The sequence below is a fragment of the Pseudomonas sp. 300 genome (genome assembly GCF_055803035.1).
This window is the reverse complement of record NZ_JAVLRV010000001.1, coordinates 694,939-718,269: the sequence shown is the minus strand read 5'-3', so window position 1 is coordinate 718,269 and position 23,331 is coordinate 694,939. Positions and strand designations below refer to the sequence as shown.

Below are 23,331 nucleotides of genomic sequence, written 5' to 3'. Positions count from 1 at the left end.
CCGGCATGCTCAAACCGCTGCTGCTCATCCTCGTCTGCCTGGGTTTGTTCGGGTTGTCGGTGCGCTTGTTCTATCGCGGTATTCGCCAGTCCGGGACCGATCGGGTCCTTGATCGACTGGCCCACGAGCAGCCGCAGCGAGTGGTCGAGAAATCCTCGTGGACCGGCCTGGAACGGGCGTTTTTACGCGCAGGCCTCGGCCGCCCCACCGAGCGCATCGGCCTGTGGCTGACACTCTGGGTGTTTGGCATCCTGCTCGGTTTTGCCGTCGGCAGCTGGATCGGCGCCCTGCTGCTGTTGCTGGTGCCGCCCTTGGCGGTGCGGTTGTATGTCAGTTGGCGTTATCAGCGCCGGCTCAAACGCATGATCGAACAACTGCCGCAGCTACTCGATCACTCGGTGCGCAGCCTGAAGTCCGGGCGAACGTTGGCGGATGCGGTGCTGGGCGCCATCGAGACTGCGGAACATCCATTGAAACAGGCCATGGGCCGGGTGCAACGCAACGTGCAATTGGGGGTCAGTTTGCCGGACGCCGCTTCCGACCTCGCCAGGTTGTATGAAAAAGACGAACTGCATTTGTTTGCCCTCGGCTTGAAGGTCAACCATCGCTACGGCGGCAACGCCAGCGAGCTGCTGGAGAACCTGATAAAGATGATCCGCGAACGCGAACAGGCTGCGCGCCAGCTCAGCGCCATGACCGGTGAAACCCGCGTCACGGCGTGGGTACTGGGCTGTTTGCCTATTGGCCTGGCCGGCTATTTCCTGATGGCCAATCCTCACTATTTGCTCGCCATGTGGCACGACGATTCCGGGCGAATCATGCTCGCGACGGCGTTCGGCCTGCAGCTGGTGGGCAGCCTTGCGCTCTGGCGCATGTTGCGCAGCGTATGAAGATCCCCTTGCTGATCAGCGCGCTGCTGTTTTTGGCCGCCGGGATCCTGCTCATCAGTGGATTGCTGAAGCAGCAGCGGCAGGTCCGACAGGTGGCGCAACGGCTGGATGGCAAATCGCCGAACGCCGAACGCGTCGAGCATTGGCTGCAAGCCTTGGGCAGCAGCCGCATCGGCCAGCGCTCGGTCAATCTGGACAATGAAACCCGGATCCTGCTCAACCGTCTGGGTTGGCGCAGTACCCGGCGACGCTCATTGTTCGCGGCGTTCCAGGTGGGCGTGCCGGTACTCGCGCTGGCCTTGAGCGTGCTGGTCCAAAGCCTGTTCTTCGCGCCTGTGGAAAACCACTGGATCGCCCCGGCCTTCGCCACCGGCATCGGCTACCTGCTGCCCAAACGCCTGCTGGCCGCGGCCGCCAAACGTCGACAAAAACAACTGGCCATGGAGATCTCCACCTTCATCCCGCTGCTGCGCATCCTGTTCGAATCGGGCATGGCCGTGGAGCAGTCGCTGCGCGTCCTGAGCAACGAAGGCAAACAATTGCTGCCGGCGCTGACCCATGAACTGCGCCTGGTGCTGGCCCGTGTCGATTCCGGCCTGGAGCTGGGCGAAGAACTGAACAAGGCCACCCGGTTGCTGGCGGTGGATGAGTTCACCGACACCTGCGTGATCCTTCAGCAGTTGATTCACCAGGGCGGCGGCGCGATGAAATCCCTGCTGGCCCTCAAACAGTTGCTCGATGACCGGCGCCTGACGCGCTTGCAGGAATACATATCCAAGATGTCCGCCAAGATGTCCGTCGTGATGATGCTGTTTCTCTTCCCGGCGTTGTTGATCGTGCTGGCCGGCCCCGGCTTTACCGCCCTGGCCCGGGCCTTTGCTTCCTAGAGGGAACCTGATGAAAGCAATGATTGCCGGTTTGAGTCTGCTGCTGCTGAGCGGTTGTGCGAGCAACGGCCAGACGCCCTGGAACGCCCTGACCAACACCCCCCATTGCGGCAAGCTGAGTTCCGATGAGCAGCTATCAATGAACCTGGCCGACGACATGGCCAACGATGGCAAACTGCACGCCAGCCTGGCCAACCTGCAAAGCCTGCCCGACAACCTCGCCGACGTGCGCCTGCGCAAGGCCAGGGTCTACCGATTGTTGGGCCGCAGCGAAGCCGAGCCGTTGTACCGCAGCCTGCTCGGCAGTTGCCTCACGGCCGAAGCCGAACACGGCCTGGGCCAACTCGCCGCCGCGAAGGGCGATAACAGCCAGGCTCAAACCCACTTGCAACGCGCAGCACGGCTGGCACCCACCGATGAAAAAATCCGCAACGACCTCGGCGTGGTGTACCTCAATCAATTGCGCGTCGAAGATGCGCGCTTCGAGTTTCTGACGGCGATGGAACTCAAACAAAGCGATCAACTGGCGGCGTTGAATCTGGTGACGTTGCTGATCTACCAGGACGATTGGAGCCGCGCCGCCGAACTGGTCAGCCGCCTTGGCCTGAGCCCTGCCCAAGTCACCGAAGCCCAGGCCCGCGCGGAAAAACTCAAGGCCCCGGGCAAAGCAGTCCCGGCCAATGCCAACCAGGTCGCCGCCGTCGCGGCCCCGAGCCTTCAATAGGGAGACGTCATGAAAACGACACTGATCTGCTGCCTCGGCCTGCTGACCCTGCCTATCGCTGCGCACGCAATCGACGCTGGCCCGGCGTCGCCGCAACAACAGGAAACCGAAGGCTGGCTGCAATTGCAGAGAAGCAACAAGGCAGCGTCCCCCCAACAGCAAACCTCAACCGCGACGGAACGCGAGTTGAGCATGCAGCGCTGGCTGAAGAGTTATGAGCATGAGATCCCGCAGTTTTTCGATCAGGATGAGGGCGGGAAGGTTGACAGTGGATCGGGGGGATAACAGCCCCCCTTAACGAGCCTAAGTGGCGCGATGGATGCGCAGGTCCCGCATCATGCAGGCAACAGCTTGCCAGCGAAAGGTTGGGGATTCTGGATGCCTTCGCTGACAAGCCCAATCATTGAGCGGACGCACAGTGCTAGTGAGCCGTAACCCTCTGGCGCAAACCCGAATTGCTGGGCGACAACGCCAACGCCAACTGCGTCCGATTATGCATGTGCGTCAACCGCAGCACCTGCGACACGTACAACTTCACCGTGTTTTCGGTAATCCCCAGCTCACAGGCAATTTGATAGTTGGTCTGCCCCTTGCCCACCAAACGCGCCACGTCCAACTGCCTGGGCGACAGTTGATTGAAAACCGCCGGGATCTCAATCCGATCCAGCTCACTGACATCGCTATCAGAAGAACCCGATAACGGCGGACTACGCCGAACCTTGTCCAAATCCTGATACAGGTCATCGATCGACTCGGAAAGGTACTGCAGCTTCTGATTCAAATGCCCCAGCTGCAAACTCTTCTGCCGCTCCCGCAATGCCACCTCCTGTCGCGCAATGCCCTCGAGCAACTCATCCAGGTCAATCGGCTTCTGATAGTAATCGGCAATCCCGGCACGCAAAGCCTTGATCACATCTTGCTTGTCCGCGCGCCCGGTGAGCATGATCGCTTCGAATGCCCGATGCTTGCCGGACAACCTTTGCAGTTCCTGGACCAACTGGATGCCGTCCAGCCCGGGCATGTGCAAATCGCAGAGCACCAGGCCGATGTCCACGTCTTCAGCGAATCGTTCGACTGCCTGCGCGCTGGACTCACATGGCACGCAACGGTAACCGCTGCTTTCAAGAAACTCGCAAAGTTCTTCAACAATCAAGGGTTGATCATCGACCACAAGGACTTTCACTGCGGAGGTAGGCTTGTTCACATGCAACTCCCTGCAAAACCAAAGGCTGGCTGTTCCTTTACCGACAGCCGCGGGCTGTACAACTACTGATTTGAAAGTAGACGTACTTTTTGACTATGTACATAGAACAGGTGACTACTGAATCCAGGCGAGGGAGAGCAAAAAACCCAGCAATACAAACGGTGCAAATGGCTGCTTGTTTGACGTTCCGGGCCCTAGATATCGAAGATGATTCCTAAGGCCTTGACTCATATGAAGCCAGACTCTTGGCGCCAGCAGCAGCCAACCTACGCTGGCCAATCCGGCGCCCATAAATGTGCCAAGGACATGCATACCGTCCGTCGCAAGAGCCAACGCTGTCATCAGTTTCACATCGCCTGCGCCCAGGCGCCGCGCCGCATAGCCGGGCAACGTGAAGGCCAGCGCCAACAGAAAAGCCCAACCACCCTGCACGGCTTCGGCCCCGAGCCAGGTGCGGCCGGTCCACCCCAGAAACACCAGTGCCACCACGCTTGCGCCCAGGGTCAGGTGATTGGCGATGTGCCGCTGCCGGATATCCTGCGCGGCGCATAGCGTCAGCCAAATCAGTAGGAAAAAACTCTGCATTCGGTAAAAAACGTCCGTTTTGGCTGAATGATTCTATGCTGACATTACGCAGTGATTGTCAGGGTAGACGCACTCATGAAAACAAACCTCCCCCGCCAGCAAAAAGGTGCCATCGCGATTGAGTTCGCCTTGGTGTTCGTCATATTTTTCGCTGTGTTCTACGGCATCGTCACCTACAGCTTGCCGCTATTGCTTATGCAATCGTTCAACCAGTCGACCGCCGAAGCCGTGCGCCAAAGCGTCGCACTCGACCCGAACACCCCCGGTTACGACACCGTGATAAAGACCGTTGCCACGGCTGAACTGAGCCGGCAACTGGCCTGGATTCCGGCGGCGCTGAATTTCAATGTCGCCACCGATACCACCGCCACTTACGCGGGCGGGGTATTGAAGGTCTCCATCAACTACCCCACCAGCAAACTCAGGCAAGTCATTCCGTTTCTGACCCTGCCGGGGATCGGCTCGGTACCCAATCTGCCGGCCACGCTCACCGCCAGTTCGAGCCTGCAATTTTGAGTTCCGGGGACAGACTGTTCGGGCGCCTGCTCAACCGCCAACCGCCACCGACCCAGGACGCTCCGAACCGCTTGAGCGTGCCTGATGTCGGTTTACAGATGCATCTGGATGCCGAAGGCCGAGTGCTTCATCTGACCGGTCCGCTGCGGCATGGGCTGGCCCAGCAACTGACTGCCGCGCGGGCGCCGCACCTGCTGGATTTTCTCCTGCCCCACAGCGGCCTCGCCGTTGAAGGCACGCCGGCCGATTGGCAAGGGCAACCGCTGGATCTGGACTTTTACAGCCTCAGCGGGCAACCCCTGCACCTGCGCGGCTGGGTGCAGCCGTGGGCTGACGCCTGGCTGCTGCAGTTGCTGGACATCGGCGACCTGTTGCTCGAACGCCAGCAATCGCGCAGCCGCGAACAATCCCAATGGCTCGCGACGCAGATCGGCGACCAGTTGCGCCTGTGCAGCCTGGCGCGTCTGCCCGAGGTATTGGCGGAGCAATTGCAGAGCCTGGCGCAGCGTTATCAAGTCCCCTGCATCGCCTTGGCGTTGCAGGATGAGCACGCAGACGGTTGGCAGATCCACCAGCACTACGCTGGCTTCGACGCCCCACAACTGTGGCAAAACGGTCAGCGCCTGGGCACCGGGCTCGACAGTTTGAACGGTTCGGCCCCGCAGCCTCTTGCCCTCGGCGAGCACCCGCGCCTGCAAGCCACTTTCGGCAATGCTGAAGGGTTTGCAGTGCCCTATCACGATGCGCAAGGCGTGGTCGCGTGGTTGCTGTGCGGGTTTTACCCGGTGCAGCAGCGAGCACCCGACGTCAACGCCCGCGACTGGTTGCAGCTCACCGCGGCGCTCGCCGGCCCGCTGCTGGAGCGCTTGCGCGAGCATCGGCACCATGTGCAACTGGAGCGACTGGACTCGTTACAAGCCCTGCTGGGCACCGGTTGGTGGGAGGTTTTCAGCGACGGTACCGAGGTGCAATTGGCGCCGTCGCTGGCCAGCACCCTCGACCTGCCCGGCACACGCCTGCCCCTGCCTGACTGGTTTGAGCAGATCCATCCCGCCGACCGCGAAGAACTGCGCAGTCGCCTGCAAGACTTGCAGGATGAGGGCACGCCTTTGCTGCTCTGTGTGCGCCTGCATCAGCGCGACACGCCGATCTGGTATCGCCTGCAGGGCCAGGCCTTGGGCATCGGCAAAAACCGCCGGCTGGTGGGCTTCATGCTCGACATCAGCGACATCAAAAATCAGGAGCAGCAGGCAGCGGCGGCTCATGCCCGATTGGACAACCTGATCGCCAGTTCACCGGCGGTGATCTATGTGCAGCGTTATGCCGAAGGTGCGCTGCAACCGAGCTTTTTCAGCGACAGCCTGTTGCCTTTGCTGGGGTGGACCCTCGCAGATTGCGCAGCTGGAGCACTGGTAGAACGGGTTCATCCCGAGGACCGCGAGCGCTATTTCGAGCGCTCTCGGCAACTGCTTCGCGAAGGGTCGGTCCGTGCGCGCTACCGCCTGCGTGACAGTCGCGGCGACTACCACTGGTTGCTCGACGAAGCCAAGCTGTTACGCGACGACCTTGGCCTGCCGGTCGAAGCCGTCGGGTTATGGCTGGACGTGACCGACGCGACCCTGGCCGCCGAGCAAGTCAAACAAAGCGAAGAGCGCTATCGGATTCTGGTCGAGGATTCACCGGCGATGATCTGCCGTTATCGGCCGGACCTGACCCTGACCTTTGGTAACCGCCCGTTGGCGACGTATCTGGAATGCCAGCCCGAGCAACTGCCAGGCGTGAACCTGGGCAGCTGGATGTCGGCAGAACAACAGCAAGCGTTTCTGCGCCGGCTGGGCCAACTGAGCCCGGAGTTTCCGGTCAGCACGGCGGAAATCAACCTGCAGCTGCCGGGCCGGGAACACGCCTGGTGGGTCTGGTCGGATCGCGGCGTGTTCGATGCGCAAGGTCGCTTGCTTGAGGTTCAGGCCGTGGGCCGCGACAACACCGAAGTCCGCCGTTCGCAACAGCAACTGGCCCAGAGCGCGAAAATGGCCACGCTCGGCGAAATGGCCACCGGCCTGGCCCATGAAATCAACCAGCCGCTGAACGTGATGCGCATGGCCATCGTCAATGTGCTCAAGCGCTTGAGTAACGGCGATGTGCAGATCGATTACCTGACCGACAAACTCAACCGCATCGATGCGCAGGTCCAGCGCGCGGCGCGGGTGGTGGATCACATGCGGGTGTTCGGCCGCCGCTCGGAGATCGAACAGCACCCTTTCAATCCGGTTCAAGCCATCGAAGGCACACTGTCGTTGCTGGCCGAAGGCATGCGCGGCAAAGGTGTCGAGTTGCGGGTCAGCGAGACCGGCTTCGAAACTCTGGTGCGCGGTCATGTCGATCAGCTGGAACAAGTACTGATCAACCTGATGGTCAACGCCCGGGATGCGCTCCTCGTCAAACGTGAGGCTGATCATCAATTCAAACCGTGGATTTCGCTGTACGCCGAACGTGATGCGCAGTCGGTTCGACTGTGGGTCGAGGACAACGGCGGCGGGATTGATCCACGCCTGCTGGAGCGGATCTTCGAACCGTTTTTCACCACCAAGCCAGTAGGCGTCGGCACCGGGCTGGGCTTGTCGGTGAGCTATGGGATCGTCGAGAACATGGGCGGCAAACTCAGCGTGCGGAACTCGGCCGAGGGCGCACGGTTCTGTATCGAGCTGCCGATTGTCGTGGACGATCAGATCACCAGATAGGCTTTGCCTTTTTGCCCGCAGGTCAGGTTAAAACCAACGTCGACTTTGTTGACGTCGATGCCGAGGTTGAGCAACAGGCTGTCGACGATCGGGTCAATCAGTGGCGTGATCAGGCCACTGATGGCCGTGACCAGAAGCTGGGTCACATCGGCCAGCGTCGACAGCAAGGTATTGAGCAGCGCCCCCAACAGACTGCCAATGGTTGGGGGGTGTTGAATCAACGTCATACCCGTAAGCGTCCCCTTCAAACTGCCCACGACACCCGACACCGTCACCGGGTGCGTGGGGTCTGGGGCCACATTGACCTCATGCGGATTGGCGAAGGTGTAATTGGGCTCGGTGGTGCCGCCAACAGGACTGTCTATCATGAGTTCCAAACCGCCGCCCCCGAACGGTGTGCGTGCGCCGCAGCTAAGCAAGTGGCAGGTCTTGGAGCCGATATCCACCAAGGTCAACGGCGACAGGCTGGGCGCCGCGGAAGAGGAGAGCCAGATCACCGGATCGATTTTTCCGACCTTGAGTTGCACCGCGGAAATATTGGTGGTGGCGGTGAGGCTCTTGTTTGCAGAGCTGACGCAGGAGTAATCGGTGACGTAGCTGCTGCCGACACCGGCTTCAAGACCGACGTCGAGGTTCAATCCATCGGGCAGTAATTGCAGGTCCGTCTGGGTGCAGCTCCCCAGGATGCAGCCCGGCGCCAGAGCTGTATTGATCAGGCCTATGACCGTCTGCAACAGCGCATTGACGGTTTGCAAGACGACATTGATCAACGTCAGGTCTACCGACACGAGGATGCGGATTTGTGCAGTGCGCACGTATATTTTGTTCGCGCCCAGCGGTGCCACTTTCGCCAGCGCGGGGTTCCCTACCGCAGAAAACTGCGGCGGCTGAATGACTTTGATGCGGGTGGTCATGCCAGCCAGCCCCAACACATTCACCGGCAATACCGCGGCCACCGCGCTGTTCTTGTTCGCCAGTTGCACAAACCCTTGAACCAACTGGAACAGTTGCACCGTGGCGTCGAGACTGGCCGCTTGTGCGCCGGTTTGCAGTTGGAGCAAGTCACCCAACTTGATCGGTGAGGCATTGGTGGCCGCCAATTGCAGATTACCCAGCGCGGTCTTGACGGTCGCCGTGGAGCCGTTGGAGGGAAGAACATCGGCGGCGGCCTGGATGAACTGGGTCACGCTGGCTTGCGTGTTCAACAACGTGGTGTAGTCGCCCGCCGCCACACCCAGTTTTATCGCCAGTCGATCCATGAACTGCAACAGGTTGACGTCGGTTTTGATCAAACCGTCCCAGCCCACGGCAGAGAGGTTGACGTTGCCGCCCAACAGGGTCGAGAACAGCGGGTTCAACAGGTTCGATCGGGAGGTATCGGCGCCCACGAGGCTGCTTCGAATGCTGAGTTGCGCCAATGTCAGCTTGGGCTCGGCCGCCACGGCGGTGGCGCTGAGCTGGGTGGTTAAAGCGAAGGGCCCGCCGGACAGCAAAGCGCCGATGCCGGCGGCCACGCTGGTGGCAACGGTTTGGGTGGCGATGACGCGCACGGCGGCGCTTTTTGTCGAGTCGACGCTGAAGGCGCGCAGGTTGTCCGCGCCGGTCTGCAAGGTGCCGCAACTGACCGTCAGCGTGCCAGTGGCGTTGACGGTAAAACCATTACGCGTCGCACTTTGCGTGGCGTAACTGGCAGCGCTGAGCCCGGGCAGGCAATTGCCATCGCGGGTCACGGCCTCAAGTGCCGCAGTATCCGCCACCCGCTGCAACTTCCGTTGTTCCAGATAGAGCCGACCGCTGTCGATGACCAGCACCGTGAAGCCCAGGGCCATGGCCAGGGTCAGGGCCGCCATCAATCCGATCGCCCCCCGTTGCCGGGCCGGGCCGCGAAACTGCAAGCGGGGAGACATGGCGCACTCCTTTGCCGGCGCACTGCCGGGCGCAACCTCCATTGGTGAAAAGCAGTGTAGACAAGGCTGGGAGAGCCTGCTGGCAACCCGCCATCCCCGCCCAAAAAAACTTGTGGGGGCGGGATGCCGGTTTACCTGGGTGGGTAGTTGGCAAGTATCCGGCCGACCGTTTCGCGTATCGCCGTACTGCGGTCCGACGGGTTCGGTGAGCGGCTGAGGATTTGTTCGTCACTGCCGCGCCACACCAGTTTGCCGTCCTTGCCGTCGAGCAGGTCAATCTGGATGATCGCCACCTTGTAGCTGATGTTGCGGGTTTCGTTGTACATCGGCCCGCCCCAGTAGCCATTCCATGGGCCGCCCCACCCGCCGCCGTAGTTGGTCGTCACTTGTTGCTGACGGTCTTCGACGATCAGGTAGGTTTGCACGCTCACATCACCTTTTTTGCCCGAAGCGGCCGGGCGCAGGCCACGCTGATCGAGCTGATCGGCCACCGATTGGCGGATGCGCTGTTCGGTCAGGTCGCTTTTGATCCGTGGGTCATCGGGGCGATATTGCAGGGCGGGGTCTTTCCAGCTCCAGCTGCGATAGGCGGCGAAGTCGCGGCTGGCGTCGAAGTCATGATTGACCTGGTTGCCGGCGCAGGCACTGAGGAGCGCGGCGATGGCCAGTAAAGCGAGACGGCGGAACATGATGATTCTCCGGTTGAAGACATGAACCTGCGGAACGCTTCTTGATTGCAGAAGCTAACTGGGAGGATACGCCGACATGGCCTTTTCCACAGCCTCCCGTATGGCATCGGCGCGTGCGCTCTGGCTACCCTTGTTGGCGGTTTCGGCGCTCGCGCTCCAAACCGGTTGACCGCTTTGCGCATCGAACAGGTCCACCCTCACCACCACGACCTGTTCCGAATACGTGCGAACGATCGGCACCGTGTTGTACATGCCATAACCACTGCCGTAACGGTTGTACCCGCCATAGCCGCCGTAATAACCATAGTCGTCCTGAACCTGCCGCAAGCGGGTTTCCAGATGCAGATTGGCGCTGACGAACAGGTCTGCCGGACGATTGTCGTGCAGCGGGCGCAAGCCGCGTTGATCGAGGGCATTGCTCACGGCTTCGGCGACTTGCGCCGAGTCCGCCCACGCCGAGCCCGGCGGCAGTTGCCCATTGAGCCAGGCCCAACTGCGGTAGCGGCCGTAGTCACGCGGCGCAGCCGGGTAGGCGCTGCGATCGAAGGTGTTGGCCGCCTCGGGTGGCGCCGGCGGCAACGGTTTGGAACTTGCCACATAGGGATTGGTGCCCTGGCAGGCAGCCAACCCCAGACAAATCACCAGCAACCCTGAACGAGTTTTCATTTCGCGCTCCGATCAGGCCGGTCGACAGATCCAGTGCAAGTAGCGCCCAAGCCCGGCAAAACTTGGGTGACGCCGGTGGGCCAGCTCCATTTCGAGTAAATCCACCAATTCGGCGCGAGCCTGGAATTCCACCGGCATGTAATCGTGAAAAACCCGCACCCCGCTCTGGGTTTCGACCTGCCACAGGCCTTCAAGTTGCGCCGCCAATTCTCGTGGATCGAGGGGCTGTTGCGGCGTCAGGCTTTGCTTTTCACCGGCCATGTCGTTCTTGCGCATTTTGCGGAAGTGGCCCTTGAGCAGGTTGCGGTAGATCAGCGCATCGCGGTTGTAGAAGGCCAGGGACAACCAGCCATCCTGCTGGGTCAATTGATGCAATACCGGCAGGATCGCATGGGGTTCGGCCAGCCATTCCAGCACCGCGTGGCACAGGACCAGATCGTAGGGCTCGGTGAGTTGGCCGAGCAAATCCTGCCACGGCGCCTGAATGAAAGTAGCCGTCTGGCCGGCGTCGGCAAAACGCTGGCGGGCGCCTTCCAGCATCGGCTCGGCGGGCTCGGCCAGTGTCACGTCATGCCCGCGCTGGGCCAGCCACAACGACATATGGCCAAGGCCGGCGCCGATGTCGAGCACACGCAGCGGACGGTCAGGCAGGGTTTCGGCCAGGTCGGCCTGAAGCACCGCCAGGCGGATCGCGCCCTTGGCGCCGCCGTAGATCTTTTCGGCGAAACGGGTTGCCAGCTGATCGAAATGACGGTCGCTCATCGGCTGAACCTCCGTTCACTGTCCGCGAGCTTGCTGCGCACCACTTCATTCATGTCCAGCCCCAACTCGCCGCACAGCAGCAGTAGATAGAGCACGATGTCACCGACCTCCTGCCCGGCATGGGCCAGTTTGTCCGCCGGCAACTGGCGCGACTGGTCTTCACTCAGCCACTGGAAGATCTCCACCAGCTCGGCCATTTCCACGCTCGCGGCCATGGCCAGGTTTTTCGGGCTGTGAAATTGCCGCCAGTCATTGCGGTCACGGATGGCGTGCAGGCGTTCGGTCAGTTCAACAAGGTTCATCGGGCTCTCCTGAAGGCGTATAGCTTCGGGGGGATGCAACGTTAAGGCAAGCGGCACACGCCGCAAAACCACTATGCTTGCAGGGAACTCGCCAGCGCGATCAATGGCCCAAGGCTCAACCACTTACATCAGGACGTTAACGACATGCAGGTAGAAAGTTTTTTCGAATGGCTCGGCCAGGCGCTCGGTTCGGTCATCCGCTTTATCATTGACGCCCTCAGTGGCCTGTTCAATCTGTTGAGCAACGCCGGCGGCAACTTCGTCGAAGGATTGTCCCGCGCGCTGGGCATGGATACGTCGATCATCAACATCATCGCGTTGATCCTGGGGCTGATGCTGCTGTGGTCAGCGATCCGGGCATTCATGAATGCGTCGATCATCATGGGGATCATCTGGTTGCTGCTGGGGTTGTGGTTGTTGAGCTGGATAATCCACTGACACCAGCAATCCCTGTGGGAGCGGGCTTGCCCGCGATAGCGGCCTGACAGTCAACATAGGTGGTGGATTTACCGGCCTCATCTCGGGCAAGTCGAATCGTCGCACCGCCGCTCTCACATTGGACGTGTGACGTTTTATAGATTGTGTTCACTGAGCTGATTCGGAATCTACCGCTACAATGCCGGCTCTCCAAGGAGCCTGCATGTCCAACCTGATTGCCGACTGGCGTGACCGCCCGACCCATCGCCGGGTCTGGGCGCTCGCTGCGCCCATGATCCTCTCGAACATTTCCGTGCCGCTGGTGGCGCTGGTCGACAGCACGGTCATCGGCCACTTGCCTCACGCCCATCAACTGGGCGCCGTCGCGGTCGGGGCCAGCCTGTATACCTTTCTCGCCTGGGCCATGGGCTTTCTGCGCATGGGCTCCACCGGGTTTGCCGCCCAGGCCGCCGGACGCGGGGATGGCGCGGCGTTGCGGCAGATTCTGTTGCAGGGTCTGTTGCTGGCCATGGGGCTGGCCATTGCCTTGGGTGCGCTGGGCGTTCCGTTGAGCGGTGTCGCGTTGCACTTCATGCAACCTTCGCCAGAACTGGATCAGTTGACCCGCGAATTCTTCCACACGCGATTGTTCGGTCTGCCCGCGGCGCTGGCCAGTTATGCACTGGTCGGCTGGTTCCTCGGCACGCAAAACGCCCGGGCGCCGCTGGCGATTTTGCTCAGCACCAACCTGGTCAACATTGCGCTGAACCTGTGGTTTGTCCTTGGCCTGGAATGGGGCGTAGTCGGTGCGGCCCGGGCCTCAGTGATCGCCGAATGGACCGGCGCGCTGATCGGCCTGCTGATGACCCGCAAGGCCCTGCGCGCCTACCCCGGCCACATCGCCTGGGCCGCGCTGGCGCTGTGGCAGAGTTGGCGGCCGTTGTTGGCGGTCAACCGCGACATCTTCATCCGCAGCCTGTTGCTGCAATCGGTGTTTTTCCTGATCACCGTACAGGGCGCACGCCTGGGTGACGCCACCGTCGCGGCCAACGCCTTGTTGCTCAACGGGCTGCTGCTGACCGCCCATGCGCTCGATGGTCTGGCCCACGCGGTGGAAGCGTTGTGCGGGCATGCGATTGGTGCTCGCGACCGTGATGCCCTGCGCCGCTCACTGGTCGTTGCCTGTGGCTGGTCGCTGTTGGCGAGCCTGGGGTTTGCCGTGCTGTTTCTGTTCGCCGGGCACCTGTTCATCGAGATGCAGACCGACATTCAGAGCGTGCGCGACACGGCATTCATCTATCTGCCCTACCTCGCCGCCCTGCCCTTGATCGCGGTCTGGAGCTACTTGCTCGACGGGCTATTCATCGGCGCAACCCGCGCCCGTGAAATGCGCAACGGCATGCTGTTGACCGTGATTCTGCTGCTGCCATTTGGCTGGGCATTGCAAGGTTTGGGCAACCACGGACTGTGGATAACTTTCCTGTTGTTCATGGTGCTACGCAGCCTGACCCTTGGTGTAATTGCCTGGTTTCTGCACAACAACGACGGCTGGTTCAGCGGTCGGGCTCACTGACCCGGCGTCGCCTTCACGAACGCGGCGATCTGCTCCAGCACCGGCGCCAGACCGCGCATCGGTCGTGACAGCGTCGCGACCAGCGTGGCGTGGCCGGGACGCGAAAAGTACAGATCCTGCACCGGCACGCCCGCCTCGCGCAGCTTGCGTGCCAGCCCGCCGGTGTTGCGCGTCGGGTTGACCAGATCATCGTCTGTCGCGGCCATCAACAAAGCCGGCGGCGCGCCACGACTGACGTGATTGATCGGTTGCGACTGCGGCGGTGAATCCGGCCAGAAAAACACCGGTCGTACGTCCGGATTCTTGATCGGCAAAAAATCATACGGTCCCGCCAGACCGATCCAGCCGCTGAGGTTGTGCGGCGACAAGCCCACCGCCCCGAGCAGACCGGGGTCCAGCGCCAACATCGCCGCGTTGTACGCCCCGGAACTGTGGCCCATCAGGTACAACCGCTGCGGATTCCCGGAAAACTGCCGAATGTGTTCGTGCGTCCAGGCAACCGCGTGTGCGCCATCCTCCAGGAACAGCGGATAACGCACCTGCGGATACAACCGATAATCCGCCAGCACCGCAATAATCCCCCTGGACGCCAAAGCCTCGCCGACAAACCCGTAATCGCTGCGGGACCCGCTGTTCCAGCTGCCGCCATAGAAAAACACCACCACTGGGGCGTTTGCCATTAGATGACGCGGCACATACACATCGAGTTTTTGCCGTGGATCAGCACCGTAGGCGATGCCCTCGGTCTTGTCGAAACTCCCGTCGGGGGTCAGGGCATTGAGCAATTTCAGTGGCGAGCACGCCGTCATCGCGAACAACAGACACCCGCCGATTGCCAGGTTGAACAGTCGCCGCAAAGTGCTCGCCATCAATGCACAACCTCGTGTTCAGGGTTGATCGTTCTGCCACCGATTGCGCAGGCTATCGAGGCGCTCCTGCTGGGTCAGCCCCGACAACGGCGGCACCAGCGATGCGCGGGGGTACTGCAAGCGTAGCCATAACCAGCCATCGAGGACCGGCCGTTCGCTGAAACCCAGCGCCAGCCCTTCCTGCACATGGAACCACAGGCGGCTGTAATCGGTCCCGGTGGATTGGCTCCAGTGCCAGGCATGCTGTTCCAGCAGGCAGGTTTGCAGGGTTTCGCGCTGACGGGGGCTGAGGCATTCTTCGACCGCCAACTGGCTGACGGCGAGCCCCGGGTTGAGCAACTGCTGCCAGCCCTGACTGCCGATCGCGCGATCGGCCCAAGTTCCGCCGAACCAGTGCAACTGGCTGATCGGACCCAGCCAGCGACTCAATTCCCGGGCGTCGCAGGCGTCGAAAAAGTAACTGGCCGTGTTCGGGTTGTAATAATTCAACAAGGCCCGATGATGCAGCCCGCAAGTCACGGTAAGCATGCGGCGTAAATGCGCCAGCAATTGCGATGACGGCACCTCGCTGACGATCAGCAATCCACGCCAGGCCTGCGTATTGCTGTAGCACAACTCGGCCAGCGCCGGGCACGTTCGAAGGTCGACCAGTGCCGGGCCGTCTTCGCGCAACGCCTGCAGTTCGGTGCCCTCGAACAACCAGAACCACTGAGCCTGCGAGAACGCCTGTCGCAGTGTTGCGCTCGCTTGAGGTGCACTCGGGACGTCCAGCAACAGCCATTGCGGGGTTGCGCCAATCATGCAGCACCACTCTGGCCGAACAGCGTCGCCGCCCGACAGGTGCAATGCGCCTGCGAGCAGTGACTGAAGCTGCCGCCGCCGGGCAAAAGACACAACAGCACCAAGGGCTCGCCCGAGCGCAGGAGTTCCAGCAAACCTTCATGGGTTGAGCCGGCCCCAGGCGGGCTGGGCTCCTCGACCGCTTCGACTGCCAACGGCGTGTGAAGAAACCCGCAAATCAGCGGCTGATCCGGATCGCCCTCGATGAAGGTCACCACCACCTCGGTCCCTTCGCTCAGCGGCGAGGCGGTCGGCCCTGCCAGTTCAGCCGCCACCGGCAGCCAGCAATGACTGGGCGTCGCACCTTCGCCCTGATAGAGCCAGTCGAACTGCACGGCCACCGGTCGGGAGGGATCGGGCCGAGGTTCATCGACATCGACCACCCAGGCTCGCTGCAGGCTGTGCATCTGCGGTTTCACCGCGCAAGGGGCCGGGACGAAGGAGGCCTCGGCATGAATCGCACGAATCTGATTGCTGTAGGGAGCCACTTGATCCTGGCTACCCTGATGTTCGACATGGGTCAGCAACCACAGCTGATTCCACTCGCCGACCGGATGGCCAGACAACGGCATCAACTGACCGCTGCGCAGCGTCGGCAGGTCGGTGCAACCTTCGGCGCTGTGCACCGTGCGTTGACCGGCCTCACGCTGAAACTGACGCACCGCAGGGGCGACTTGATCGACCGCGAACACCACGTTTTCGCCGAGGCGAAAATGCCCGTGACCGTCGCAAAAAACCACACAGTGCCCATCGGGCTGATGCTCGAAATGGTAGTGAAGGCGTTCCTCGGCGCACAGGCGCTGGAGAAACTGCAGATCCGATTCCCGATATTGCGTGCAGAAATCACGGGGCGGGTAATCGCCAAGCAATTCGAAGCGTCGGTCCTTGCCGGCAATGCCGTGCTCCTTAAGCACCTGGCTGAGGATCTCGGGCACCGACAGCGCGCTGAAAATTCGCTGGCTGAAACGCTGGGACAGGCACGCCAGCTTCGGCCCCAGTCGCACGTGGCAAAGCCTGACGCTCGGACCATGGTCACGCTGGACCAGTTCATGCAGTTGGCCGTGGAAAGCGCTGCCCTCTGGCCCGAAATGCAAAACGGCCGGACGGTACAGCAAGCTGGCAAGGTCGAGCGTCGGGTCATCGATCAGCAGATCCACATCGAACACAAAGGGCTCGCTGATCGCTTCTCTACCGGTAAAGGCCAGGACTTCGAAAGGGTCGGGCAGACCGGCTACGTCCAGACGAAATGAAGGCTCGTTGACTGGATCGAACATCGGCGATTCTCTACAGGAGGGGCGGTCGGGGATTCTCGCCGAGAGACATGGCCGAGTAGAGTGCCGAAGTACAACTTAGGAAATGGCCTACGCGAAAAGAAGACCAAATGGCTTTGATAGCCGGGAGTGTGGGACGTTTCGCTGGAAAATAGAGAACCGCCGCACCAGGTCATCTGAAATTTCCGCAGCTTGCGGAACATTTTCAGACAACCCGGCGAGAATGGTTCCTTACCTCAAGAAGACAGGTAAGACGAACGGGTCAGGCCCAGGCGCAAGGCGTCGAGGAACTGCGTGCGTTCGGCGGCGGTGATGCGCGCACTGGCACACTTGTCGCGGTAGTGGGTCATCAGCTCTTCCGGCGACAAATGCACGTAACGCAGCATGTCTTCGATGGTGTCGTGGGTTTCGATACCCGCGTGGTACACGCTGCCGTCGGCATTCTGGTAGATGTTCACCGAGTCGGTGTCACCGAACAGGTTGTGCATGTCGCCCAGAATTTCCTGATAGGCGCCGACCAGGAAGATCCCCAGCAGGTAGTCTTCGCCCTCGTTCAGTGCGTGCACTGGCAGGCTGGTCTCGATGCTCTGCTCGTCGACGTATTGCTTGATCTTGCCGTCGGAGTCGCAGGTCAGGTCTTGCAGCACCGCGCGGCGCAGCGGCTCTTCGTCGAGACGGTGCAGCGGCAGGATCGGCAGGACCTGGCCGATGGCCCAGGTGTCCGGCAGGCTCTGGAACACCGAGAAGTTGCAGATGTACTTGTCGGCCAGCTTGTCGTTGAGTTCGTCGAGCACCTGACGGTGGGAACGCTGACGCGCCTTCAACGAGTTGTGCAGGCGACGGCACACGGCGAAGTAGCATTGCTCGGCCAGGGCTTTTTCAGCCAGGGTCAGCTTGCCGTCGGCATACTGGGTCGCCACGTCGCTCATGTAGTGGGTGGCGCGCCAGTAGGTTTCGGTGACCATTTCGATGTCGGTCGGGCCGAGCAGGTCAACCAGCCACTGCACGGTTTCCGGCAGCGCTTCCTTGTTTTCGATCTGCGGCACGTCGTCGTTGTGTTTCTCGACGTCGGTGACGTGCACCACCAGCATGGCGTGGTGCGCGGTCAGGGAACGGCCGCTTTCGGAGAAGATGTTCGGGTGCGGCAGGCTCTGCGCGTCGCAGAATTCCTTGAGCATCCCGACCACGACACCGGCGTAATCGTCCATGTCGTAGTTGATCGAGCTGGCGTTGCGCGAATGCGTGCCGTCGTAGTCGACGCCCAGACCGCCACCGACGTCGATGTGGTCAACCGGCAGGCCAAGGTTGCGCAACTCGCCGTAGTAGCGGATCGCTTCCTTGAAGCCGTGCTGGTAGTCCGCCAGGTTGGCGATCTGCGAACCCATGTGGAAGTGCAGCAGGCGAATGCCCTGGTCCAGACCTGCCGCGCGGAAACGCTCGACCACCGACAGCAGTTGCGCCGCCGACAGACCGAATTTGGATTTTTCACCGCCGGTGTCCGCCCATTTGGACGATGCCAGCGACGACAGACGCACGCGCAGACCGACCTGCGGCTTGACCTTCAGCGAGGCGGCTTCTTCGATCACGAGGCCGACTTCGGACTCTTTCTCGATCACGATGAACACGTTGTGACCGAGCTTCTGGCCCATCAGCGCCAGACGGATGAACTCGCGGTCCTTGTAACCGTTGCAGACGATGGTGCCGCCCTTCGGCGCCAGTGCCAGCACGGCCAGCAGCTCCGGCTTGGAGCCGGCTTCCAGACCGATGGAAACATCCTGCGTGGCGATGATGTTTTCGATCACCGCTTCTTGCTGGTTCACCTTGATCGGGTACAGCGCGGTGTACTTGCTCTGGTACTCCAGACGCTCGATATTCGAATCGAAGGCGCCGGTCAGCTGACGCACGCGGTCTTGCAGGATGTCCGGGAAACGGACCAGCAATGGCAAGGACAGGCCGCTCTGGCGCAGCTGGTCGACTTGCTCGAAGAGGTCGATAGGCGAACTGGTCGGACCGTTCGGACGAACTTCGACGCGACCGGCGTCATTGATCGCGAAATACCCGGCCCCCCAATGGCGAATCCCGTAAACACTGCGGCTGTCCGCAACTGTCCATTGGCTGCCATCGTCTTTGCGTGTGCGTCGTACGGACATTGAAGTCCCCTATAAAGAAGTCATAGAGCGTCGCCTGGGTTCAGGCCGGCGCAGTCTAAAGGATGAAAATGACGGTTCGTCAACGAGGGGATAGACCTCGCTGACCGCAGTGAGTTTAGAAACCGGTCAGAACAGGCTCTGTGAAAACCATGTAGGCGACACCGGACCACAAGCAAATCAGGACCAGGTCAAGCCGAGGGTGGTTTTCACAGAGGCTGCTAGCCGCCGGACTTCTTTGCCTTGAAACCGAGTTTGATCAGCTCGCCCAACAGCAGCTCAACATGATCGCCCTGGATCTCAATGATTCCGTCTTTCAACGCCCCACCGGTACCACAGCGTTTCTTCAACGTGGTGGCCAGGTCCTTGAGCGCGTCTTCTGCCAACGGCACGCCGGTGATGGTGGTCACCGTCTTGCCGCCACGGCCCTTGCTTTCGCGACGCACGCGAGCGATGCCGTCGCCGGCCGGGATAACGGTCTGTTTGCAGATACAGGCGTCCACCGGTTTACTGCAATCCGGGCAATGACGACCTGCGTCGGTGGAAAATACCAGGCCACCAAGGGCGGCGAAGGATGCGGCTTTTTTGGGCCACCGGCAATCCTCTTGGGAGGACAAAGACTGGTCGCGGCACTTGGGCAAGTGCCATCGACCGCGAAGCCCCACTCAGGCAGGGGCAGCGCTACTGAACCAGGAATTGCCGGTTCAGCTTGAAAAGGTCGCGCAGTGTAACGGCAAAAAGCCGACTTGCTAAGAGCCAATCGGCGCCAATTTATGCCTCTTTTGCGACGTCGTCGCCACGAGCCCGGAGATAGCGCTTCAACGCGGCCAGAGAGTCCGGGCAGTAAGGCTTTTCGTCGATTTCCCGAAGCACTTGATCGATTGGCAAAAAGCGCGCCTCGAGCACCTCTTCCGGTTGCAGGATCAACGGCCCGTCCCACACCGCCGAAAATGCCGAACACCACAAACGATTGCCGGTGTCTTCGAAGAAAAAGTGATCATGGGCCGTGAGTTCCACCCCGCCCACGCCCAGCTCTTCTTCGAGCTCGCGGGCGGCCGACTCGGCGTAGGTTTCGCTGGCGAGCACCATGCCCCCCGCTGCCACGTCCCAATAACCGGGATAAATCGCTTTGCTCAGGGTGCGCCGGTGAACGCAGAGTTCACCAGCCGAATTGAACAGCATGATGTAGGTGCCGCGCCCGATCAGCCCGCGCTCGCGCAGGTCCGAGCGAACCAGTGCGCCGAGCAGGTTGTCCCGCTCGTCGACCCAGGCGATCTGTTCGGCATCCGAGGCCGCACGGTGGGCGGCCTCTTTGGCGTTATCGACCATGACTCAACCCTGATTGAGCAGTTGACGCAAATCGATCACTGCAGCGTTGGCCCGGGAAATGTAATTGGCCATGACCAGCGAGTGGTTGGCCAGTACGCCGAAGCCGCTACCGTTGAGAATCATCGGGCTCCAGACCGGCTCCTGCGACGCTTCCAGTTCACGAATGATCTGGCGCACGCTGACGGTCGCGTTCTTCTTCGCCAGCACATCGGCGAAGTCGACTTCGATGGCGCGCAGCAAGTGGGACAAGGCCCAGGCCTGACCGCGAGCTTCATAGAACACGTTGTCGATCTGCATCCACGGGGTTTCGACGATCTCCTCGTCAACCTGTGGCACCTGACCCGGCGCCACCACTTCAGTCTTCAGCGCGGTGTTGAGCTTGACCCGACCAACGCTGGCCGACAGGCGTTGCGACAGCGAACCCAAACGGGTGCCGACATCGCCCAGCCAGTTGTTCAGGTTGTCGGCGCGAGCGTAGAACAGCGCGTTTTTCTGCGAAGGATCGGACAGGCGCGCCTGATAGCGGCTCAGGGAACTGATGCCTTCCTGATACTCGGACTCGCTGGAGGGCAGCACCCAGCTTTTATTGTCGAAGTTGAAACGCGGCTCGGCCTTGGCCAGATCGGAGTCTTCGGCCGATTGCGATTGCGAGCGGGCGAAGTCTTTACGCAACGCCCGCGTCAAGTCGCGGACCTGGACCAGCACCCCGTATTCCCAGCTCGGCGTGTTGTCCATCCACAGACCCGGCGGGAAACGGTCGTTGGAGATGTAGCCGCCCGGTTTGGTCAGCAAGGTATCGGCAACGGTCTTGAGGGTTTCGACCGTGGTGTAGCCGATGACCATCTGCTTGCCTTCTTTTTCAGCCGCCAGTTGGGCGTTCTGTTGGACCGGGAACAGCGCCGGTTCCTGGCTCCAATACCAACCCAGCGCAATCGCGACCAGCAGATAAAGACCAATCAGTGTGGCCAGCGCCCGGCTGAACAAGAGGCCGCCGAGGTAACTGCGGGTGGCCGATTTCGGTTCGGCGGCACGTTCAGGCGCGCTGCCCGCGCGGTTCTTCCAGTCCAGCATGGCGATATCCTTTCAATCACTTGAGTTCATCGGTTCGACCACAACCATACAACAACGTGCCTTTGCCCGGCACCCGTCGTCGGGTTATCCGGATAAATTTGCGTCGGTAGCTGTGACAACCGTGCGCCCCTGAACTCAAGCGCCGCCCGGGTTAAACGCCGATGATCGCCATCGATATCTGCTGCACCCCGGGCGATACAAACAAATGAGCGATGCCCGCGCCGTCGGTTCTGCGCGGCGCCGTGCCTCCATCCACCCTCGCGATGTAGTGACGCTGCGGCAGCGGCTCACCGGTTACGCTGTCTACGAGGAGAAAGATTTTTGGTGACCTCGAAGGCTGGACGGGCGGGTTTTGCATCAGCTCCATCACCCTTGGATCAAAGGCCCGATTGGGCATTTTCCAGTCAGCGTAGTCGGCTTCAGGCCTGACCAATCGCCATTCTCCCCGCTCGATCAGGTCAAGCACCTCGCTGTCGATATCGATCAGCAGCCCCCGACGCAACTCGTTCATGCCATCGATGGGCTGCCGATCCAGCAGCGCCTGGCGCACAAGCTCCAGCGCTTGCTCACGGGGCCAGGCATGTTGGCGCTCCCGTTCGGACAGATCGAACTCGTTGACCAGCCTCATCCCTGCTCCTCGGTTTTCCACTCATCAGAACCCATGGTGCGGCTGACTTCATGCCGCCAATTAATTCGCCGGTAACTGAAGTGGACTTTCTCCAGTTGAGTCAGGTGCGCGGTGCCGGGATCCTGGCAATGGGGCATCAGCACTTCAGCGCCGATGATCAGCGCGTCTTCCAGCTCCATTGTGTAGAAATGCTCTTGGGAGCCCTGAGCCGAGGTGCGATACCACTCGACGCGGCACTCTTTGAGCAACTCTCCCGAACATAAAGCGTTGTTGATCAGCGGTGTCGCTTTGTCGATGGTCTTGGTGATGATCAAGGGCTTGTGCATCCGACGCCCGCTCCCCGACCCATTCGGCACGAAAATGCCATGGCTCAGGGCTTGAATCATGATCCGGTCTTCACGGCCCACCTGGTAAACGTTGCCGACTGAAGCCTCGGTAAAAGCACCAGCGCTGATCAGGCCTTGTCGCTCGCCACGAAGGGTCATGAAGGCGGGGGTTGGCATGGTGGGGCTCCTTTTTTATTTGGGTTGCGGGGCGGGGAAGTGACTGGGCTCGACGCGCATGTCTTCGATTTCGTCGAAGGGCGTCCAGGGTTTGGCGAGTGCAAGGGTGATGAGGTAGCGCTCCTCGGTGGGGTTTCGATAATCCTCGAAACGTCCCAATATCAGCATGGCCTGATACTTGTCGCCCGCCTGCCAATAGGATCGCCCAGAGAGAATTCCTTTACTCAAGTAGGCCCGCCACTCAGGGGTATCGGCGATCGTGGGGTTGTTTCGTAGCCCCTTTGCCACCCAACCTTTTTCACGCCATTGGTCTTGCAGATCGAGAACTACCTTGAGGGCATCATCGATTAGCAGCGGTTCGACCTGCGGGGACATGCGGATACCGGAAATGACATAGTCGTCAAAATTGACAGTGAAGAAGCGCGCCGCCGGCGTGGTGAACCCGAACTGTGGATCAACAAATCGCAATCGTGCGTCGGTCATGGGAATGCCGAACCAGATGCGGTCACGGATCTCCGGACTAAAGGGAGCTGAAGAGTTTCTGCGCAGGTTTTCATACGTCCCCCCCATTTCCACGACGATTTCGGGTTCATCCCAGAGAGGTTGCGTCAGGCGGTGTATGACGACCCACGTCAGGCCAGCCAGGACAAGAAGATAGGCGCCGCAGCGCCAGCCGAACAAATGTGGTCGCATACTCAATACCTGCTACCAGTCGATGCGATTTCGTTGATCGACTGTTCAAGCACACTTCGGCTCGTGTCGTTAAGCATCTGATTACAGCGTGCCGCTGCCCGAACCCCGGAAGCAACT

The 23,331-nt window shown here is 61.0% G+C and carries 25 protein-coding genes; 8 read left to right on the top strand and 17 right to left on the bottom strand.

What is annotated here, in order from left to right:
- Positions 1–5 precede the first annotated feature (5 nt).
- Genes Q7W83_RS03265 through Q7W83_RS03250 form a run of 4 tightly spaced genes read left to right on the top strand, consistent with a single transcriptional unit; the run spans position 6 to position 2,786 of the window.
- On the top strand, positions 6–890 hold the full coding sequence (locus Q7W83_RS03265; RefSeq protein WP_473655662.1) for a type II secretion system F family protein: 885 nt from the start codon (positions 6–8) through the stop codon (positions 888–890).
- Entirely contained in the window at positions 887–1,777 is an 891-nt protein-coding gene (locus Q7W83_RS03260) for a type II secretion system F family protein (RefSeq protein ID WP_473655661.1), read from the top strand. Before Q7W83_RS03265 ends, Q7W83_RS03260 begins: the two co-directional genes overlap by 4 nt.
- A 10-nt stretch (positions 1,778–1,787) precedes the next feature.
- Positions 1,788–2,501, top strand: coding sequence for a tetratricopeptide repeat protein (locus tag Q7W83_RS03255; RefSeq protein ID WP_150639601.1), 714 nt, complete (start codon positions 1,788–1,790; stop codon positions 2,499–2,501).
- Between the two features lie 9 nt (positions 2,502–2,510).
- Positions 2,511–2,786, top strand: a complete 276-nt coding sequence (locus Q7W83_RS03250; RefSeq protein WP_150634539.1) for a DUF3613 domain-containing protein — start codon at positions 2,511–2,513, stop codon at positions 2,784–2,786.
- Positions 2,787–2,922: 136 nt separating this feature from the next.
- Here Q7W83_RS03250 and Q7W83_RS03245 read toward each other — a convergent pair whose 3' ends face one another.
- Both Q7W83_RS03245 and Q7W83_RS03240 read right to left on the bottom strand, forming a co-directional pair.
- Positions 2,923–3,705 carry a response regulator transcription factor gene (locus tag Q7W83_RS03245; RefSeq protein ID WP_150639602.1) on the bottom strand — a complete coding sequence of 261 codons (783 nt, stop codon included), beginning with the start codon at positions 3,703–3,705 and terminating at the stop codon, positions 2,923–2,925.
- A 114-nt stretch (positions 3,706–3,819) separates the two neighbouring features.
- Complete coding sequence (locus Q7W83_RS03240; RefSeq protein WP_473655660.1) at positions 3,820–4,290, bottom strand: prepilin peptidase; 471 nt, start codon at positions 4,288–4,290, stop codon at positions 3,820–3,822.
- A gap of 75 nt (positions 4,291–4,365) precedes the next feature.
- On the opposite strand from Q7W83_RS03240, the gene Q7W83_RS03235 reads away from it, so the two are divergent.
- Both Q7W83_RS03235 and Q7W83_RS03230 read left to right on the top strand, forming a co-directional pair.
- The gene (locus Q7W83_RS03235; protein WP_150634536.1) at positions 4,366–4,806 is read left to right on the top strand and encodes a TadE/TadG family type IV pilus assembly protein; all 441 of its coding nucleotides are present in this window, start codon (positions 4,366–4,368) and stop codon (positions 4,804–4,806) included.
- Positions 4,803–7,547: a PAS domain-containing sensor histidine kinase gene (locus Q7W83_RS03230; protein WP_150654568.1), complete on the top strand. Its 2,745-nt coding sequence runs from the start codon at positions 4,803–4,805 to the stop codon at positions 7,545–7,547. Before Q7W83_RS03235 ends, Q7W83_RS03230 begins: the two co-directional genes overlap by 4 nt.
- On the opposite strand, the gene Q7W83_RS03225 is transcribed toward Q7W83_RS03230, so the two are convergent.
- The 5 genes from Q7W83_RS03225 to Q7W83_RS03205 all read right to left on the bottom strand — a co-directional run bounded on the left by Q7W83_RS03225 (position 7,532) and on the right by Q7W83_RS03205 (position 11,873).
- Positions 7,532–9,454: a pilus assembly protein TadG-related protein gene (locus tag Q7W83_RS03225; protein ID WP_473655659.1), complete on the bottom strand. Its 1,923-nt coding sequence runs from the start codon at positions 9,452–9,454 to the stop codon at positions 7,532–7,534. The two genes, Q7W83_RS03230 and Q7W83_RS03225, sit on opposite strands and share 16 nt — an antisense overlap.
- 131 nt (positions 9,455–9,585) lie before the next feature.
- Positions 9,586–10,143 (bottom strand): DUF4136 domain-containing protein, encoded by a 558-nt coding sequence (locus Q7W83_RS03220; protein WP_150639606.1) that lies wholly within the window; start codon positions 10,141–10,143, stop codon positions 9,586–9,588.
- A gap of 54 nt (positions 10,144–10,197) precedes the next feature.
- Positions 10,198–10,809, bottom strand: a complete 612-nt coding sequence (locus Q7W83_RS03215) for a DUF4136 domain-containing protein (RefSeq protein WP_150639607.1) — start codon at positions 10,807–10,809, stop codon at positions 10,198–10,200.
- 12 nt (positions 10,810–10,821) lie between these two features.
- Complete coding sequence (locus tag Q7W83_RS03210) at positions 10,822–11,571, bottom strand: methyltransferase domain-containing protein (protein WP_150639608.1); 750 nt, start codon at positions 11,569–11,571, stop codon at positions 10,822–10,824.
- The gene (locus Q7W83_RS03205) at positions 11,568–11,873 is read right to left on the bottom strand and encodes a MazG-like family protein (RefSeq protein WP_150639609.1); all 306 of its coding nucleotides are present in this window, start codon (positions 11,871–11,873) and stop codon (positions 11,568–11,570) included. The genes Q7W83_RS03210 and Q7W83_RS03205 overlap by 4 nt, the downstream gene beginning before the upstream one ends.
- Before the next feature lie 144 nt (positions 11,874–12,017).
- Between Q7W83_RS03205 and Q7W83_RS03200 the strand changes: the two genes are divergently transcribed.
- Positions 12,018–12,311 carry a hypothetical protein gene (locus Q7W83_RS03200; protein WP_150634530.1) on the top strand — a complete coding sequence of 98 codons (294 nt, stop codon included), beginning with the start codon at positions 12,018–12,020 and terminating at the stop codon, positions 12,309–12,311.
- A gap of 202 nt (positions 12,312–12,513) precedes the next feature.
- On the top strand, positions 12,514–13,863 hold the full coding sequence (locus Q7W83_RS03195; RefSeq protein WP_150639610.1) for an MATE family efflux transporter: 1,350 nt from the start codon (positions 12,514–12,516) through the stop codon (positions 13,861–13,863).
- Here the strand turns inward: Q7W83_RS03195 and Q7W83_RS03190 are convergent.
- The 10 genes from Q7W83_RS03190 to Q7W83_RS03145 form a co-directional block, all read right to left on the bottom strand.
- Positions 13,857–14,732 (bottom strand): alpha/beta hydrolase, encoded by an 876-nt coding sequence (locus Q7W83_RS03190; protein ID WP_150634528.1) that lies wholly within the window; start codon positions 14,730–14,732, stop codon positions 13,857–13,859. The genes Q7W83_RS03195 and Q7W83_RS03190 overlap by 7 nt on opposite strands.
- An 18-nt stretch (positions 14,733–14,750) precedes the next feature.
- Positions 14,751–15,533, bottom strand: coding sequence for a DUF4123 domain-containing protein (locus Q7W83_RS03185; protein ID WP_150654565.1), 783 nt, complete (start codon positions 15,531–15,533; stop codon positions 14,751–14,753).
- Complete coding sequence (locus Q7W83_RS03180; RefSeq protein ID WP_150639612.1) at positions 15,530–16,846, bottom strand: contractile injection system protein, VgrG/Pvc8 family; 1,317 nt, start codon at positions 16,844–16,846, stop codon at positions 15,530–15,532. Before Q7W83_RS03180 ends, Q7W83_RS03185 begins: the two co-directional genes overlap by 4 nt.
- A 233-nt stretch (positions 16,847–17,079) precedes the next feature.
- A complete protein-coding gene (gene speA / locus Q7W83_RS03175; protein WP_473655658.1) occupies positions 17,080–18,993 on the bottom strand; it encodes an arginine decarboxylase in 1,914 nt (637 codons plus the stop codon).
- 218 nt (positions 18,994–19,211) lie between these two features.
- Positions 19,212–19,607 (bottom strand): translation initiation factor Sui1, encoded by a 396-nt coding sequence (locus Q7W83_RS03170; RefSeq protein ID WP_473655657.1) that lies wholly within the window; start codon positions 19,605–19,607, stop codon positions 19,212–19,214.
- A gap of 154 nt (positions 19,608–19,761) precedes the next feature.
- A complete protein-coding gene (locus Q7W83_RS03165; RefSeq protein WP_150634525.1) occupies positions 19,762–20,319 on the bottom strand; it encodes an NUDIX hydrolase in 558 nt (185 codons plus the stop codon).
- A gap of 3 nt (positions 20,320–20,322) precedes the next feature.
- Positions 20,323–21,390, bottom strand: a complete 1,068-nt coding sequence (locus Q7W83_RS03160; protein WP_150634524.1) for a DUF2333 family protein — start codon at positions 21,388–21,390, stop codon at positions 20,323–20,325.
- Positions 21,391–21,541: 151 nt separating this feature from the next.
- The gene (locus Q7W83_RS03155) at positions 21,542–22,018 is read right to left on the bottom strand and encodes a hypothetical protein (RefSeq protein ID WP_150639613.1); all 477 of its coding nucleotides are present in this window, start codon (positions 22,016–22,018) and stop codon (positions 21,542–21,544) included.
- A complete protein-coding gene (locus Q7W83_RS03150; protein WP_150639614.1) occupies positions 22,015–22,521 on the bottom strand; it encodes an Hcp family type VI secretion system effector in 507 nt (168 codons plus the stop codon). Before Q7W83_RS03150 ends, Q7W83_RS03155 begins: the two co-directional genes overlap by 4 nt.
- A gap of 15 nt (positions 22,522–22,536) precedes the next feature.
- On the bottom strand, positions 22,537–23,214 hold the full coding sequence (locus Q7W83_RS03145; RefSeq protein WP_412071779.1) for a hypothetical protein: 678 nt from the start codon (positions 23,212–23,214) through the stop codon (positions 22,537–22,539).
- Positions 23,215–23,331: the final 117 nt, after the last annotated feature.

Excerpts from the sequence above, each read along its gene's own strand:
- Q7W83_RS03185 (WP_150654565.1), bottom strand. The coding sequence starts at position 15,533 with ATGATTGGCGCAACCCCGCAATGGCTGTTGCTGGACGTCCCGAGTGCA.
- Q7W83_RS03180 (WP_150639612.1), bottom strand. The coding sequence starts at position 16,846 with ATGTTCGATCCAGTCAACGAGCCTTCATTTCGTCTGGACGTAGCCGGT.
- Q7W83_RS03220 (WP_150639606.1), bottom strand. The coding sequence starts at position 10,143 with ATGTTCCGCCGTCTCGCTTTACTGGCCATCGCCGCGCTCCTCAGTGCC.
- speA (WP_473655658.1), bottom strand. The coding sequence starts at position 18,993 with ATGTCCGTACGACGCACACGCAAAGACGATGGCAGCCAATGGACAGTT.
- Q7W83_RS03235 (WP_150634536.1), top strand. The coding sequence starts at position 4,366 with ATGAAAACAAACCTCCCCCGCCAGCAAAAAGGTGCCATCGCGATTGAG.
- Q7W83_RS03145 (WP_412071779.1), bottom strand. The coding sequence starts at position 23,214 with ATGCGACCACATTTGTTCGGCTGGCGCTGCGGCGCCTATCTTCTTGTC.
- Q7W83_RS03240 (WP_473655660.1), bottom strand. The coding sequence starts at position 4,290 with ATGCAGAGTTTTTTCCTACTGATTTGGCTGACGCTATGCGCCGCGCAG.
- Q7W83_RS03160 (WP_150634524.1), bottom strand. The coding sequence starts at position 21,390 with ATGCTGGACTGGAAGAACCGCGCGGGCAGCGCGCCTGAACGTGCCGCC.
- Q7W83_RS03265 (WP_473655662.1), top strand. The coding sequence starts at position 6 with ATGCTCAAACCGCTGCTGCTCATCCTCGTCTGCCTGGGTTTGTTCGGG.
- Q7W83_RS03150 (WP_150639614.1), bottom strand. The coding sequence starts at position 22,521 with ATGCCAACCCCCGCCTTCATGACCCTTCGTGGCGAGCGACAAGGCCTG.
- Q7W83_RS03225 (WP_473655659.1), bottom strand. The coding sequence starts at position 9,454 with ATGTCTCCCCGCTTGCAGTTTCGCGGCCCGGCCCGGCAACGGGGGGCG.
- Q7W83_RS03190 (WP_150634528.1), bottom strand. The coding sequence starts at position 14,732 with ATGGCGAGCACTTTGCGGCGACTGTTCAACCTGGCAATCGGCGGGTGT.
- Q7W83_RS03155 (WP_150639613.1), bottom strand. The coding sequence starts at position 22,018 with ATGAGGCTGGTCAACGAGTTCGATCTGTCCGAACGGGAGCGCCAACAT.
- Q7W83_RS03210 (WP_150639608.1), bottom strand. The coding sequence starts at position 11,571 with ATGAGCGACCGTCATTTCGATCAGCTGGCAACCCGTTTCGCCGAAAAG.
- Q7W83_RS03255 (WP_150639601.1), top strand. The coding sequence starts at position 1,788 with ATGAAAGCAATGATTGCCGGTTTGAGTCTGCTGCTGCTGAGCGGTTGT.
- Q7W83_RS03200 (WP_150634530.1), top strand. The coding sequence starts at position 12,018 with ATGCAGGTAGAAAGTTTTTTCGAATGGCTCGGCCAGGCGCTCGGTTCG.
- Q7W83_RS03195 (WP_150639610.1), top strand. The coding sequence starts at position 12,514 with ATGTCCAACCTGATTGCCGACTGGCGTGACCGCCCGACCCATCGCCGG.
- Q7W83_RS03205 (WP_150639609.1), bottom strand. The coding sequence starts at position 11,873 with ATGAACCTTGTTGAACTGACCGAACGCCTGCACGCCATCCGTGACCGC.
- Q7W83_RS03165 (WP_150634525.1), bottom strand. The coding sequence starts at position 20,319 with ATGGTCGATAACGCCAAAGAGGCCGCCCACCGTGCGGCCTCGGATGCC.
- Q7W83_RS03215 (WP_150639607.1), bottom strand. The coding sequence starts at position 10,809 with ATGAAAACTCGTTCAGGGTTGCTGGTGATTTGTCTGGGGTTGGCTGCC.
- Q7W83_RS03260 (WP_473655661.1), top strand. The coding sequence starts at position 887 with ATGAAGATCCCCTTGCTGATCAGCGCGCTGCTGTTTTTGGCCGCCGGG.
- Q7W83_RS03250 (WP_150634539.1), top strand. The coding sequence starts at position 2,511 with ATGAAAACGACACTGATCTGCTGCCTCGGCCTGCTGACCCTGCCTATC.